The 14,427-nt window shown below is 70.4% G+C and carries 15 protein-coding genes; 3 read left to right on the top strand and 12 right to left on the bottom strand.

All coding sequences use genetic code 11. The features are described from left to right. Positions 1-91: 91 nt before the first annotated feature. Both QRO03_RS05515 and QRO03_RS05520 read right to left on the bottom strand, forming a co-directional pair. Complete coding sequence (locus tag QRO03_RS05515; protein ID WP_285136525.1) at positions 92-826, bottom strand: hypothetical protein; 735 nt, start codon at positions 824-826, stop codon at positions 92-94. Beyond that, positions 823-1,869, bottom strand: coding sequence for a Gfo/Idh/MocA family protein (locus QRO03_RS05520; RefSeq protein ID WP_285136526.1), 1,047 nt, complete (start codon positions 1,867-1,869; stop codon positions 823-825). The genes QRO03_RS05515 and QRO03_RS05520 overlap by 4 nt, the downstream gene beginning before the upstream one ends. Before the next feature lie 110 nt (positions 1,870-1,979). On the opposite strand from QRO03_RS05520, the gene QRO03_RS05525 reads away from it, so the two are divergent. From QRO03_RS05525 to QRO03_RS05535, 3 genes are all read left to right on the top strand, one after another. After that, a complete protein-coding gene (locus QRO03_RS05525) occupies positions 1,980-3,248 on the top strand; it encodes an ROK family protein (protein ID WP_285136527.1) in 1,269 nt (422 codons plus the stop codon). 84 nt (positions 3,249-3,332) lie between these two features. After that, positions 3,333-3,746, top strand: coding sequence for a hypothetical protein (locus QRO03_RS05530; protein ID WP_285136528.1), 414 nt, complete (start codon positions 3,333-3,335; stop codon positions 3,744-3,746). Then, entirely contained in the window at positions 3,743-4,717 is a 975-nt protein-coding gene (locus QRO03_RS05535; RefSeq protein WP_285136529.1) for an IolE/MocC family protein, read from the top strand. Before QRO03_RS05530 ends, QRO03_RS05535 begins: the two co-directional genes overlap by 4 nt. A gap of 225 nt (positions 4,718-4,942) precedes the next feature. Here QRO03_RS05535 and QRO03_RS05540 read toward each other — a convergent pair whose 3' ends face one another. From QRO03_RS05540 to QRO03_RS05585, 10 genes are all read right to left on the bottom strand, one after another. Next, positions 4,943-5,815: a ThuA domain-containing protein gene (locus tag QRO03_RS05540; protein WP_285136530.1), complete on the bottom strand. Its 873-nt coding sequence runs from the start codon at positions 5,813-5,815 to the stop codon at positions 4,943-4,945. Position 5,816: 1 nt separating this feature from the next. Further along, complete coding sequence (locus tag QRO03_RS05545) at positions 5,817-6,821, bottom strand: sugar phosphate isomerase/epimerase family protein (RefSeq protein WP_285136531.1); 1,005 nt, start codon at positions 6,819-6,821, stop codon at positions 5,817-5,819. Between the two features lie 14 nt (positions 6,822-6,835). Next, positions 6,836-8,041, bottom strand: a complete 1,206-nt coding sequence (locus QRO03_RS05550; RefSeq protein WP_502883006.1) for a Gfo/Idh/MocA family protein — start codon at positions 8,039-8,041, stop codon at positions 6,836-6,838. Next, entirely contained in the window at positions 8,038-8,454 is a 417-nt protein-coding gene (locus QRO03_RS05555; RefSeq protein ID WP_285136532.1) for a C-glycoside deglycosidase beta subunit domain-containing protein, read from the bottom strand. Before QRO03_RS05555 ends, QRO03_RS05550 begins: the two co-directional genes overlap by 4 nt. Positions 8,455-8,462: 8 nt before the next feature. Further along, on the bottom strand, positions 8,463-9,242 hold the full coding sequence (locus tag QRO03_RS05560) for a nuclear transport factor 2 family protein (RefSeq protein WP_285136533.1): 780 nt from the start codon (positions 9,240-9,242) through the stop codon (positions 8,463-8,465). A gap of 22 nt (positions 9,243-9,264) precedes the next feature. After that, a complete protein-coding gene (locus QRO03_RS05565) occupies positions 9,265-10,320 on the bottom strand; it encodes a sugar phosphate isomerase/epimerase family protein (RefSeq protein WP_285136534.1) in 1,056 nt (351 codons plus the stop codon). 110 nt (positions 10,321-10,430) lie between these two features. Next, positions 10,431-11,537, bottom strand: coding sequence for a sugar phosphate isomerase/epimerase family protein (locus QRO03_RS05570; protein ID WP_285136535.1), 1,107 nt, complete (start codon positions 11,535-11,537; stop codon positions 10,431-10,433). Beyond that, entirely contained in the window at positions 11,534-11,941 is a 408-nt protein-coding gene (locus tag QRO03_RS05575; protein ID WP_285136536.1) for a C-glycoside deglycosidase beta subunit domain-containing protein, read from the bottom strand. Before QRO03_RS05575 ends, QRO03_RS05570 begins: the two co-directional genes overlap by 4 nt. Positions 11,942-12,029: 88 nt before the next feature. Then, positions 12,030-13,577, bottom strand: coding sequence for a c-glycoside 3-oxidase CarA (gene carA, locus QRO03_RS05580; RefSeq protein ID WP_285136537.1), 1,548 nt, complete (start codon positions 13,575-13,577; stop codon positions 12,030-12,032). Beyond that, positions 13,574-14,368, bottom strand: a complete 795-nt coding sequence (locus QRO03_RS05585) for a TIM barrel protein (protein WP_285136538.1) — start codon at positions 14,366-14,368, stop codon at positions 13,574-13,576. Before QRO03_RS05585 ends, carA begins: the two co-directional genes overlap by 4 nt. Positions 14,369-14,427 lie beyond the last annotated feature (59 nt).

The raw sequence follows: 14,427 nt of genomic DNA on the forward strand, positions 1-14,427 counted from the left end.
GTGAATCGGGTCGTTCCGACTCTTCTTCCACTATCCGACCTAAGTGGATATCAGGGAACCCGATCCTGTGGATGCCGAACATCGGCGTGACTTATCCGCTCGTGTGGATGACCCCGTCGTCGGCCGCGAGGTCGGCGAGGTCCGTCGGCGCGGCGCCCGCGTGCACGGCATCCAGGATCCGTCGGAGTGCGAGACGCTCGGGCGACTCCCTCCGGACAGGTCGGGTGCGCCGCCCATCCTCGTCGTCGAACGTCACGTCGCACACCGGCGACGCGGAGTCCACGCGCACCTCGACGCGACGTACCCCCAGAGCGGTGGCGGCGAGTGCGCCGCCCACTCCGCCGCCGACCGTGCGGGTGACGCTCGCGCCGACGCCGTCCGGTCCCCGCAAGGCGATGGTGGTCGCCGCCGCCGTCTCGATGCGCGCGACGAACGAGAGGGGGCCCGACGCGAGCACCCGCGCCCACCCCACCGCGTCGCGCAGAAGGGTGGTCGCGTCGGTGCGCCCACCCCACGCGTCGACCACGATGTGCCGCGGCGCGAGGGGCTCCGCCCGCACATCGACGACGATGTCGGGACGCACGCGGCGGCGCATCACCACGACCGGCGCGTCGACCTCCTCGAGAAGATCGTGCACCTCGGGCGAGACGGGATCGGGCTCGTCGACGACGTAGCCGGCCGCGCCGTCGAGCCGCCGCCACCAGGCGCCGTGGCCGTCGACCACCCGCACGGCCACGGGACCGCCGCCCAGCCGCACCCGCGGCGCGAGCTCCGCCACCGCGGCCCGGTACGCGGCCGCCTCGGTCCACACCTCCCGCACGATCACCGTGACACCCCCGTGCGCACGGCCGCGGCCGCGGCATCGGCGATCGCCGTCACGAACGCCGCGTCGGCGCGGAGCTCGTCGTATTCCATCGCGGCCTCGCCGCGCAGCAGGGCAGCGAGCGCACGCCACTCCTTCTCGTACCCGTCGTGTCGGTCGATCGGGTAGACGGTCCGCACTCCCGCCGCGTCGCGGACGCTGGTGCGGGCTCCGCCGACGTGGACGAACGGCGGGGGGAACTCCACCTCGATGCGTGCGCTCGCCGTGGCGACGCTGACGCGCCACAGCGAGTCGGCCCCCTCCGGCAGCATCACCGCCGTGAAGCGCACCAGGGCGTCGTTCGCCCGCAGCGCGAGGTCGAACCCGATCGGGGGCACCGGCCGCGCCCAGATGAGCTCGGGGGTCGAGGAGACGAGGTCGCGCACGAGGGGCAGGTCGTGCACACCGAGTCCCGCGACGAGCTGACGCACGACGGCGGCGCTCTGCGCGGGATCGTCGAGGTCGAGCGGCGGCCTCTTCGGAGCCGGGCCGGCGGGAAGCGGTTCGCCCATCGTGAGCGCGTGGTAGCGGTCGTTGGGCGACAGGCACAGCGTCACGGTCACGGCCGAGATCCGCCCGTCCAGGGCGCTGAGGTGGTGCGTGGCCCGCGCCCAGGCGGGGTCGAAGAGATGGTTGGTGCCGACGACCAGCAACGCCCCGACGGCGGCGCACTCGGCGACGAGGCGCTCGGCCTCGTCGGCGGTGTCGGCGAGCGGTTTCTCGCAGAAGATCGCGCGCCGCCCCGCGGCGAGGCTCGCGCGCACGTGCTCGGCGTGCAGCGACGGGGGGCTGCAGACGGCGACGACGTCGACGTCGGGGTCGGCGAGGAGCGTCTCGACACCCGCGGAGGCGCGGGCGCCGAACCGTTCCGCGATGACCGCCGCCCGACCGCTCCCGGCGTCGCTGACGTGCACCAGGCGGAAGTCGCCGCCGGTGCGCGCGAGCGTGGGTGCGTGCAGAGCCGCGACCCCCGGCCCCGAGCCGATGATGCCCACACCCCACGTCATCCCGGCCCCCTCGCCCACTTCAGCACGAATTGCGCTGAAGTCAGAAACTAATGAACCATAGATGAGGGGAATCCGGCAGGGTGAGCGCGCTCTTGTGTGAAGATCAACGCATGGCCAACGTGTCCACCCTCCGCTTCGGCGCGCAGACCGACGAGGTCACGAGCCTGCTGCGCATCGTCAACATGGTCCGCCTCGGTGAGGCCGTCACGCGCCCCGAGATCGGCCGCGTCACCGGCCTCGGACGCGGGGTCGTCGCCCAACGCGTCGACCGCGCCGTCGAGATGGGCTTCCTCGAAGACGCCGAATACGCCCCGTCCTCGGGCGGCCGCGCGCCCCGCACGCTCCGTTTCCGCGCCGAGCAGGGGCGCATCGTCGTGTGCGCGCTCGGTGGGCTGCACGTGCACGTGGGCGTCACCGACCTCGACGGCGAGATCCTCGACGAGGCCCACCGCGCGTGGGACATCGCCCGCGGGCCGGAGGAGACCCTCGACGCCGCGACCGCGATGGTCGACGACCTGCTCGCCGCCGGCGACGGGAGTCCCGTGTGGGCCATCGTGGTGGGACTGCCCGGACCCGTCGACTTCGAGACTGGTCGCCCGGTCGCCCCGCCGATCATGCCCGGCTGGAACGGATACGACGTGCGCACCGCGTTCGAGCAGCGCTACGACGCCCCCGTCTGGGTCGACAACGACGTGAACCTCCTCGCCGCCGGCGAGCGCGCCCGGCGCCGCGACGAGGGCGTCGACCTCATCTACTGCAAGGTCGGCACCGGCATCGGCGCGGGACTCGTCTCGCGCGGACGCCTGCACCGCGGCGCGAACGGCGCCGCGGGCGACATGGGCCACGTGCGGGTACCGGGAGCGACGCAGATCTGCCGCTGCGGCAAGACGGGCTGCCTCGAGGCCGTCGCCGGGGGTTGGGCGCTGGTCCGCGACGCGCGCGCCGCGATCGAGAGCGGCGCCACCGGAGCACTCGCCGAGAGCGTGGCATCCGGAAAAGAGCTGACCCCCGAAGACATCGCCCGCTCCGCCGAGCGCGGCGACCCCCTCGCCATCTCGCTCGTGCGGGCCGGCGCGCGCCAGGTCGGCGAGGCCGTGGCGGCGCTGGTCAACATGTTCAACCCCGGCGTGATCGTCATCGGCGGGGCGATCGCGTCGGCCGGTGAGCTGTTCCTGGCCGAGATCCGCCACCGCGTGTACGAGCTGTCGCTGCCGCTGGCCACGCGTGACCTCGTGATCAAGACGAGCGAGAACGACACCCGCGAGCCCGTGCGGGGAGGCGTCGACCTCGCGCAGGAGCAGCTGTTCGAGGTGAGTCTGCCGCGCTGGTTCAGCGAGGGACGACCCACGGTGGCCGCGGTGCACGGCCTGAGCGGCTAACTTCTTCCTATTTCAGACATTAGTCGCTAGGTTGTGAGCGGAAGCGCGCCGTGGGGTGCGCCGTGACACGAGGACGTGCCCGCCATGACTCTCTCCGCCCTACGCGACGACGCCCTGCGCGTCACCGCCACCACCACCGAGGTGCGCCTGTCGCTGCCGTGGATCCGCTCGCTCCCGCTGGCGAGCCTGCTCGAGCCCGTCGTGCAGCTCGACGGACGAGGGTACGAACCGGTCGTGCTCATCGACTCGCGACGGGTGACCGCCACCGAGCTGGCCGCCGAGGACACGTGGTGGTACCTGCAGGACCGGGTGGTGCTGCAGGTCCCGGATGCCGTGAGCCCCGGCATCCACGAGGTGGAGGTCTCGTTCCGGCTCGAGATCCCGTACCTGCCCGGCGGGCCCGATCAGCCGCTTCGCCTGCCGTTCTGCTTCCGCCGAACGCTCGAGGTCGGCGCCTCGGCCGCGAGCGTCTCGCGCGACGTCCGGAGCGCCGCGTGAGCCTCCCCGCGGGCTGGACGCTGTCGGCCAGTGCCTTCAACCTCACCCCGGAGGTGATCCGTGCCGAGCGGACTGCTCCCGACCTGGCACTCTCTCTGGTCGAGGGCGGGACCGCGAGCGCCATCGAGATCGAACTGGGCCAGACGTGGCGCGGATTCCCCTCCCCGCCACCCACCGAGACGACGGACTTCCGCGATCGGCTCGCGGCCGCGGGCGGAGGCGTGAGCATCGTGGGGGTCAGCATCGACGAGTTCGATCGGGGGCGTCGACGCACTGATGCCGAACGCCGCGCGTTCCTCGAACCGCAGCTGCGCGCGGCGGCCTCAACCGGAGCGGCCGGTGTCCGTCTTCCGATCGGCCAGGCCGGCGCCCTTCTGGACGGGCTCGTCCCGCTGCTGGACGAGCTCGATCTCGTGCTCTACGAGGAAGCGCAGGGCCACGAGACGCCGACCGCGCGCGCGGCGGCCTACGACCGCATCGGAGAACTCGACACGCCCCGCGTACGCCTGCTGCTCGACATCAGCATGCTCATGCCCGCCCTCCCGGTCACCTACCTCGACCGGCTCGAGCGCGGCGGCCTCCCCGCGGATCTGCTCCGGCGCCTCCGCGACGAGTGGCGCGACCCCGCGACCCAGGATGCCGTCGTCGCCCTGCTGCGTGCGGGCGGGGTGCCGGGGCCGGTGCACACGCTGTACATGAACCTGCTCGTGCGATTCGGCCGGTCGGAGGCGTCGGATCTGGCATCCGTCCTCCCCGTGATCGGGGCGGCGCACCTGAAGTTCTGGGACCTCGACGACGCCGACGGCCGTGTCACGCGACCGATCCGCGACGTCGGGGCCGCTCTGCGCGGCACGGGATTCGCCGGCACACTCTGCAGCGAGTGGGGCGGACAGGAGTGGCTCGACGACGACCCGTGGCAGATGACCGAGCGGCACCTCGCGCTCGCGCGGGAGGCGCTGGCAAGCGTGTGAGCCGCTGACGTCACCGGGAGGGGGGATGCCAGGCGTCGGCGCCCGGCATCCCCCGATCCCCATGCATAAACGCGATCCGTGCGCATAAACACGGTGCGCGCGTGTTTATGCGCACGGATCGCGTTTATGCGTGTCACGACCCTCAGCCGACGCGACGCTCAGCCGTAGCACCCGGCGCGACCCTCGGCCGCGCGCCCGGCGCGACGGCGCGCAGGGCCGCACGCATCAGCCCTCGCCGTTGTAGTACGGCCACGGGTTGATGCGGCGATCGCCCCGGCGGTCGGGTCCGGTCAGCGAGACCTCCCCGGTCGCGGCCCACTCGACGCCGCGCGGGAACATGTGGATGAACTCGATGCGGCGGAACGTGTCGATGTCGTGGCCGATCGTGATCGTGAAGGAGCGGCCCGCTCCGTACTCGTTGATCCACGCGAGGGGCTGGTCGGTGTTGATGCCGGGAAGCTCCGCGATCCCGCCCTCCGGGATGTCGACCGGGTAGTGCGGCATGGGCCAGATCGGCGCCCTCTCGTACGCCTCGAGGTCGTCGAAGGTCGTCAGCAGCACCTGCGCGCCCTCGTACATCTGCACACCGACGAGGATGTCGTCGCCGGTCACGGTCCAGGTCTCGTTGATGCCCTCGGTGATCGGATGCCGCGGCTCGGTCGTGCGCAGCTGCGCCTCGCCCCACGGCCGGGGGCGCAGGCCCGTCTCCCACGCGCTGAGCTTGGCTCCGCGCATGACGTTGTACTCCTCGGGGTAGCCCCAGCGGTCCTCTTGGGCGGCGGAGCCGTGGAACCACACGATGCCCTTGCCCTCGTCGTGGACGAAACGCAGGATCGCGGCGTCCGTCTCGGCACCGAAGCCCGTCGCCATGTCGTGGTAGCCGTCGCGGCCCTCGAAGATGACGATGAGCACGTCGTACTTGTCGATCACGCTCGCCGGCAGACCCCGCGGGTCCTCGACGACGCGCACCGAGAAGCGCCCGGTGTCCTCCAGCAGCGTGGTGATCCACTGGTTGTGCAGGCGGAAGCTGCGGTGGGCGTTGTCGTGCTCGATGGTCATGTGACCCGAGAGGATGAGCACCTTCAGAACGTCGGTCATGTCAGTCCTTGCGAGAGAAAGCGGCGTCGAACAGCTGGTGCGGAGGGGTGATCCCGCCGAGCGTGCGAACGAAGGCGAGCGCCTCGGGACCGCCGATGAGGCGGTCCATGCCGGCGTCCTCCCACTCCACGCTCGTCGGGCCGTCGTAGCCGATGGCGTTGAGCGCGCGGAAGAGCGGCTCCCACGGCACGTCGCCGTGGCCGGTCGAGACGAACGTCCACCCGCGGCCCGGGTTGTCCCACGACAGATGCGAGCCGAGCACGCCGTTGCGTCCGTCGAGGTTGGTCGTGGACTCCTTGCAGTGCACGTGGAAGATGTGGTCGGCGAAGTCGAGCACGAACGCGACCGAGTCCAGCTGCTGCCAGACGAAGTGCGACGGGTCGAAGTTGAAGCCGAAGCTCGGTCGGTGACCGATGGCATCCAGTGTCTTCTTCGCGGTCCAGTAGTCGTAGGCGATCTCGGAGGGGTGCACCTCGAGGGCGAAACGCACGCCGACCTCCTCGAAGACGTCGAGGATCGGATGCCAGCGCGCGGCGAAGTCCGCGTACCCTCGCTCGATCATGGCGTCGGAGGCGGGCGGGAACATCGCGACGTACTTCCAGATGCTCGACCCGGTGAACCCGGTGACCGTCTTCACCCCGAGTTTCGCGGCGAACCGCGCCGTGTCCTTCAGCTCCTCGGCCGCGCGTCGACGCACGCCCTCGGCATCCCCGTCTCCCCACACCCGGGAGGGGACGATGTCGTGGTGGCGCTCGTCGATGGGTTCGTCGCAGACGGCCTGGCCGACGAGGTGGTTGGAGATGGTCCAGACCTTCAGACCGTTCTTCTCGAGCACGTCGAGCCGCGACTGCACGTAGGCCTCGTCGTCCCAGCGCGCGACGTCGATGTGGTCGCCCCAGCACGCGATCTCGAGACCGTCGTAGCCCCACTCCCCGGCGAGCCGCGCCACCTCCTCGAAGGGCAGGTCGGCCCACTGGCCGGTGAACAGGGTGACGGGACGAGCCATGACGGGATTCCTTTTCAGAGTGCGGGAACGGGGGCGCCCACGCGGGTCCAGGCGGACTCGGCGGCGCTGCTGCGTTCGACGGCGTCGAGCACGCGCTGCACGCGCAGGCCCTCCTCGAACGAGGGGTGCGGATCGGTGCCCGCGTCGATCGCTCCGACGAGGTCGACGACCTGATGGGTGAAGCCGTGCTCGTAGCCGAGCATGTGGCCGGCGGGCCACCATGCCGAGACGTACGGATGCTGCGGCTCGGTGACGAGCACCTGGGTGAAGCCCTGCCGGCCCTCGGGCGCGGTGCGGTCGTAGAAACGCAGGCTGTTGAGGTCTTCGAGGTCGAAGACGAGCGCGCCGCGGTCGCCCGACACCTCGATGGTGAGCGCGTTCTTGCGTCCGGTCGCGAAGCGCGTCGCCTCGAAGGAGGCCAGCGCGCCGTTCGCCAAGCGGCCCGTGAAGAGGGCGACGTCATCAACCGTGACCGCACCCCTCCCGTTCTCGCCGGCGGCCGCGGCCAGGCCCATCGACCCGTCGCCGGGCAGCGGACGCTCGGCGACGATCGTGTCGACCGTGCCCGACACCTGCTCGACGCCGAGGCCGGTGACGAACTGCGTCATGTCGATGATGTGCGCACCGATGTCGCCCAGCGCGCCCGAACCGGCGTGCTCCTTCTGCAGACGCCACATCAGCGGCATCTCGGGGTCGACGAGCCAGTCCTGCCGGTACGCCGCGCGCACCTGCTGTACGGTGCCGACGGCACCCTCGGCGATCATGTCGCGCAACAGCGTGACGGCCGGCACGCGGCGATAGGTGAACCCCACCATCGAACGGATGCCGCGCGCGCGGGCGCGCCCGGCGGCCTCGGCCATCGCCTCGGCCTCGGCCACGGTGTTGGCCAAGGGCTTCTCGCACAGCACGTGCTTGCCGGCCTCGAGGGCGGCGATCGCGATCTCGGCGTGCGATTCGCCCGGCGTGACGATGTCGACGATGTCGATGTCGTCGCGCGCGACGATCTCGCGCCAGTCGGTGGCCGACTCGGCCCAGCCCCATTTGCGGGCGGCCGAGGCCACGGCATCCGCGTTGCGTCCGACGACGACGGTCATCTCGACCGCGCGCGGCAGATCGAACATGCGCGGCGCCTGACGCCACCCCACGGAGTGGGCGGCACCCATGAAGCCGTACCCGATCATCGCGACGCGGAGGGGACCGTGGGCCGGTGGGAGGGTCATTGCAGCACCAGTTCGCGCTCGACCGGCACGCGGTTGGTGACGTAGCGACCGGGTCCGCCGTCGGCGCCCGGCATGATCTGCATGTAGAGCAGGCGCATGGTCAGCACGACCTCGACGGCGACCGTCTCACCCGCGGCGGGCGGGGCGTCGAGATGGATGAGCACGTCCGGGCGATCGGCGACGAACCACAGCGTCTCGGACTGCTGGGGCAGTTCCTCGACGCGGTACTGGCGGCCCTCGAGCGAGAAGCGGAGGTCGTCCTTCGGCACGGTGACCCCGTTCACGATGACGGCGACGTCGTCGACGGCCGACAGCCAGAGGCTGCGGTACCAGGGCAGCTGCACCGAGACCGCGAGACCGTCGTCGGTGCGGCGGACGTCCTTCTCGGCGAAGAGGGAGTTGTGAGTGGCCATGAGTGCTCCTAGGCGAAGGTGTCGGTGAAGCGGTCGTGTGCCACCGGGGGCACGGGCTCGAGCTTCTGCGTGGTCTCGGGGCTGTAGGGGTGGTTCTTCGCGGGCACCGGCTCATCGGCCGGCGGCATGAAGACGGGCTTGCCGTCGTCGCCGAAGTACATGAGGTCGAGGTCGAAGGCGCCCTGGTTCTTCACACCGAAGCTCACCCAGTTCTCTTCGAACGGAGCGCGGGCGAGCTCGTAGCAACGGAACTTCCAGAACTTCCACTCGCCGTCCTGCTTGCGGAAGTCGATGGCGTACTTGCACCAGACCCAGTGCGCCCAGACCTTCTTGCCGAGCACCTCGTCGGGCGAGTACATGTCGGGGAAGGCCTCGGCGACCTTCGGGTCGGTCAGCCCCGACTCGGTGCCGGCCATCATCCAGACACCCTTGGCCGTCTCGCCGTCGGCGGCGACCTCGATCACCGGGGTGTTCGTGGCGTGCAGGATGAGCTTGCCCTCGGGGTGCGGGCGACCGCGGTGGTAGTCGGTGACGCTCTGCCACGTCGTGTACTGCCCGGCGTTGGTGTACCGGGCGCGGATGCCCTCCGTCCCCTCCTTCACCCACAGCGGGATGATCTGCTCGTCCTCGAACGCGTTGTGCAGGTACATGTAGCGGTTGAAGAGGTTCTCGACCTGCCCGCGGTCCTCGGCGCGCTGGGCGAGCCGGTGGGCGGCCTCGACCTGTTCCCGCAGACGCGCGACCTCGGCGACGAGATCGGTGACGGATGTCTCGGTGGTGCTAGACATGTCCACTCCTTCGAGATCGGGGTCAGGCGGGCTGGGTCGCGTCGGCGCGCTGGGCGACGGTGTCTTCGATCGCCGTGCGCATGAGCGCGTGCTGCTTCTTGACGAGGTCGATGGGGTCGCTCTCGCCGAGGTCGCTGAAGGCGTGACCCTCCCACTCGCTGGAGAGGTAGCCCTCGTAGCCGCCGATGACGAACTGCTTCACGATGCGCGGGATGTCCATGGCGGGCTCTTCGCCGTCGGCGCCGATGTCGTAGAACTTCGCGTGCACGTGGAAGATCTGCGGCATGATGTCGAGCCACTCCTCGGGAGCGACGAGACCGTGCATGTTGAACGCGAGACGCGTGAACGGCCCGAAGCGCAGGAAGTCGACGCCCTCGCCCGAGAGGTAGTCCTCGAACTTCTGGTTGCGCACGTGCATCGGGGTCGGCTCGTGCCAGATCTCCTCCATGACCGGGAAGTGCTTCTCGTCCATGCCCATCTGCCCGAGGGTGCGCAGGAGCGTCGGCGAGAGCGAGTGCATGGTCGAGGAGAAGTCGGCGGTGAAGCCGAGGCGGTCCGACTGCAGCTCCTCGTACATCTCGCGCATCTCGAGCACCTTGGGGTCGTTGGGTCCCGACGGCGCGTGGATTTCGTACCCGAGCTTCTGGTCGTACTTCTCGGCGAGCGGAAGCAGGCTCCGCAGCAGTTCCTTGCCGTGCGAGCGGATGACGATCTTCTTGAAGCCGAGGGTGTGCGCGGCCTTCAACTGACGGGCGAGGAAGTCATGCTCCTCGTCGAGCGTCATGTCGCGGCTCTTGAGGCGGCCCATGTCGAGGTTGGTGCCGACGGCGCTGGCCTCGAGGCCGTACTTCTCGAGCGAGTCGAACCAGAGCGTGACGAACTCCGCGTCGACATCGGGGTACGAGCGCAGCAGCTGCGCGAAGTTGAACTCCACACCCGGGCCGATGCCCTGGTCGTGCACCTCTTTGATGAGGCTCTCGGGGGTGTAGAGACCGGCGGCGAACTCGCTCGTCATCGAGTAGAGCGTGGTGCCGAGCTTGATGCCGGTTCCGGCGATGCCGGTGGTGTCGTTCGTCATTTCGGTCCTTGTGTCATGAGTCGGAGGGTGGTGCCGGTGGCTTCGACAGGCTCAGCCACCTCGGCCGGAGGGTCCCTGAGCCTGTCGAAGGGGGGTCCCTGAGCCTGTCGTCAGGCGCGCACGGCGTGCGCGAGGTGGGCGTCCAGCGCGCGGCGCGCCTCCGCGACATCCGTGATCATGCGAGAGCCGGCGGCCTCGGCCGCGGTGCGCTGGAGGGCCTGCTCCCCGCGGATGATCTCGAAGGGGCTCTGCCAGTGGTTCCAGTGCCAGCCCTCGTACTCGCTCGAGACGGCGCCGCTGTAGCCGTTGTCGACGAGCAGCGTGATGAGGTCGGCCACGGGCACCGAGGGCTCGTTCCCGTTCTCGTCGATGCCGAAGAACTTGCCGTGAACGTGCTTCACCCACGGCATGATCTCGAGCCAGTCGTCCACGCGCGCCGGACCGAACAGGCCCGTGCCGTTGATGCCGAAGTCGATGCCGAGATCGGGCCGGCCGTGCTGGTGCGCGAGGCCGATGAACCGCCCGAAACGTTGCCCGTGATCGGCCTGGTCGGCAGGCGGGCCCTGCTCGTAGAAGTCGTCCCACAGCTGCACGACGGCGGCCAGCAACTCCTCCGAGGCGCCGCGGCGGCGATACGCCTCGATGAGCGAGGGGGCGAAGCCCGAGACGGTCGCACCCCAGTCCATCGTGAAGCCGAGGAAAGGCGAGCCGACCTTCTCGTAGCGGTCGCGCAGCGCCAGGATGCGCGGGTGCGAGGCGTACTGGTCGGCGTGCACCTCGAGGGCGAGCGTCACACCGTACTCCTCGGCGACGGGGGCGAGGGCCTCCATCGAGTCGGGCGTGATCGAGATCTGCACGCGGGCGATGGGGAAGCCGAGCTTCGCTGCCGCCGCGATCTGCTTGCGCATATAGGCGAGGAGCTCGTCCTGGTTCATGAGCTTGTCGGGGCGCAGGCCGATGTCGGCGTTGACGGCGAGCGAGGTGCGCACGAGGCCGACCTCGTCGACGAGGTCGGAGAAGCGCCCGGCGAAGTGGTCGTCGATCTCGGGGAACCCGCGGAAGCTCGAGAATCCGATGATCTCCAGCCCGGGCCCGAAACCCTCGGCCGCGGTCTTGCGGATGAGCTGGTCGAGATCGTATTCGCGGCCGTGGAAGGCGCGGGTGAAGCTGTAGAGGGTGACACCCTGGATGGGAGTGCCCGGGGACGAAGCGGTCATGCGCGGGCCTCCTCGGCCTGACGGACGGTCATCGACTTCACGTCGTGCTCCTCGATGTGGAGCACCTGGTCGTCGGCGATGATGATGTACGGGATGTAGAGCTCGAGGTCGACGCGCACCTCGTGTGCGCCGGCATCCGCCGCCACCTCTCCCGAGAGCACCGCGGAGTCGGTGGGGAACCACCATTGCTCGGTGTTCGTCTTCATCTCGGCGAAGGTGAACTCCTCGCCGTTCATGCCCCACCGCAGGGAGTCGACCGGCGCCTCGACGCCGTCGACGGTCAGCTTCGCTCCTGAGATGCAGGATGCCGGCAGCGCCCGGTACCAGGGCAGGCGCACCTCCACCGACGCGCGTCCGCCGTGGGCGGTGAGCGTCCCCTGCTCGATGATGCGATCCGGGATCACGATGACCTCCTCGTCGGTGCGGCCTCAGCCGCAGACCTCTTTGTCTTGATTCCTACACACTAATGTCTTATTCCTGCATAAGCAAGAGTCAGACCGATACGGATGCCGTGCCGACCTGCTCCCGCGACAGCACCGCCGCGATCTTCCGCGCCCCTCGCACCGCCAGAGCCACCGACGTCAGCGTGGGGTTGCACGCGGTCGAGGTCGGAATGACCCCGTTGCCGGCGACGAACAGATCCGGGACGCCCCAGACCTCGCTGTCGACGTCGCACACGCTCGTGCCGTCGTCGGCGACACCCATGCGCGTCGAGCCCTGATAGTGCAGCGACGACCCCGGCGGCAGGGTGAACGGACGGCTGTCGAGCGGGTCTCCGACCGCTTCACCGAGACGCACCACCTCCCGCCGCGCACGGTCGATGACCTCGTGGTCGCGGGCCGTGAGCGTGTAGTGGATGCGGGGTGCCGGCATCCCGTAGCCGTCGACGTGATCGTCGTCGAAGGCGACGCGATCCTCTGCCTGCAGGTCTTTCGCGCAGAAAAGGCCGAGCCCCACGATCGAGCCGGGCACGACGGGGTCGTCCTCGGCGAGCGGGATGGGCGAGGCGTCGAGCTGCATGATCTGACCGTGGAAGGGCATGCCGTCGGTGAACGGCACCCAGCTCACGCCGCTGTACTCGGCGAGCCCTGTCGCGGGAGCGTCGGCGTCGAGGGGCGGCATGTCGCGCAGGCGCGCCGCGAACACGATCTGCGCCTGGTCGTTGAGGTAGCGACCGAGGGCGTGGAGACGCACGCCCGACGCCCACAGCAGCTGCGGGGTGCGCAGCGCATCGGCGGCGACCACCACGAACCGGGCGGCGACCTCGTGCTCCTCCCCCGAGCGCAGGTCGCGCACACGCACGCCCGCGGCGCGGCCCGCGTCGCGCACGACCGCGGTCACGAGGGTCTCGTCGATCAGCGAGAAGCCGGGGTTGTCGCGCGTCACGTCGCCGAGCACCACGTCCGACCCCGACCACACCAGGCGGCCGTCGTCGCGACGGTGGGCGGCCAACGGCATCCGCTGCACCCGGGTCGCCTCGACGCGCCCCTCGTCGACCGCGGCGGACAGTCGCTCGCGCACGATGGCGCCGAAGGGCGCGGCGTCGAAGGCGTCGGTGCGCACTCCCAGCAGACGCTCCCCCTCGGCGAGCAGCTCGTCGAGGTCGGGCAGGAAGGTGATGCGCTCGCTGTCGTTCGGGCGCGGGCACGCGCCCGTCCAGTGCGCCGCCATACCGCCGACGTTGCTCGACATCGCCGCGACCGGCATCCCGTCCTCGCCGTCGAAGGCGTAGCCGTCCTCGAGCAGGAAGGTACCGGGACGCGCTCCGCGCACCCCCGCCTTCGCCGCCCCCGGGTTGGCGACCTTCTCTCCGCGCTCGCCCGGGCCCTCCGACGCCACCTGCGCGCGGGCGCGCTCGGCCGGATCGGCGATGTTCTTCACGTGCGCACCGGGAGGGTCCGACACCGTCGGGCCGACCTCGAACATGGCGATGGTCGCGCCCGGCGCCCGCTCCGAGAGGATGCGCGCGTAGGCCGCCCCCGTGGGTCCGCTGCCGACGATCACGACGTCGACCGCGTGCGGATACCGCCGGGCGTTCATGCGGCGCGTGCGATCTCGACGACGTGGGCGACCGAGGCCTCCGACGCGGTGGTCGGGTAGTACTCCAGACCCACCGGGCCGTCGTAGCCTGCGTCGCGGAGCAGACGGAAGCGCTCGCTCCAGTCCAGCTCGCCCGCCCCGGGCTCGCCCCGGCCGGGGGCGTCGGCGAGCTGCACGTAGTGGATGAGACCGCCGGCGTTCGCGAGCTCCGCCTCCATGTCCTCGCCCTCGACGGCCGAGTGGTAGATGTCGTAGAGCACGCCGAACTGCGGCGAGGCCACGCCGCGCGCGACGTACACGGCCTCGGAGGTGCGGTCCAGGAGCGACCCGGGGTGATCGACGCGGACGTTGACCGGCTCGAGCACGAGTCCGATCCCCGAGCCGTCGATCTGCGCGATGGCCTTCTGGTAGATCTCGACGAGCTTGTCGAGCTGCACCTGGCGCTTCCACCCGCCGAAGCCCGTGCCGCTTCCCACGACCAGGCGCGGGCAGCCGAGGTCGCGGGCGATCTCGACGCCCTCGTCGAGCTTGCGGAAGAACTCCGAGTGGTCCCACGGCGGGATCATGAACTGCGTGCGGGGTTCGGCCAGCTGCGCGGTGAGCTGCACGCCGGTCTCCTGGAGCGCGGCCTTGAGGGCGGGTAGGTCCTTCGGCGTCGCGGGGGCGTCGACTCCGGTCGGACCCCACATCTCCACGGCGTCGAAGCCCGCGGCCGCCGCCGCGCGGACGCGGTCGTGGTAATCGCCGGCCTCGGTGAAGAGGAGCTCGATGTTGGGGGCGAGTTGGTACACGGGGTGTCCTTTCGGGAACGCGGGCGCGACGATCGACGGATGCCGCGCTCTGCGGCATC

Source organism: Microbacterium sp. lyk4-40-TSB-66 (genome assembly GCF_030209475.1).
Lineage (GTDB): Bacteria > Actinomycetota > Actinomycetes > Actinomycetales > Microbacteriaceae > Microbacterium.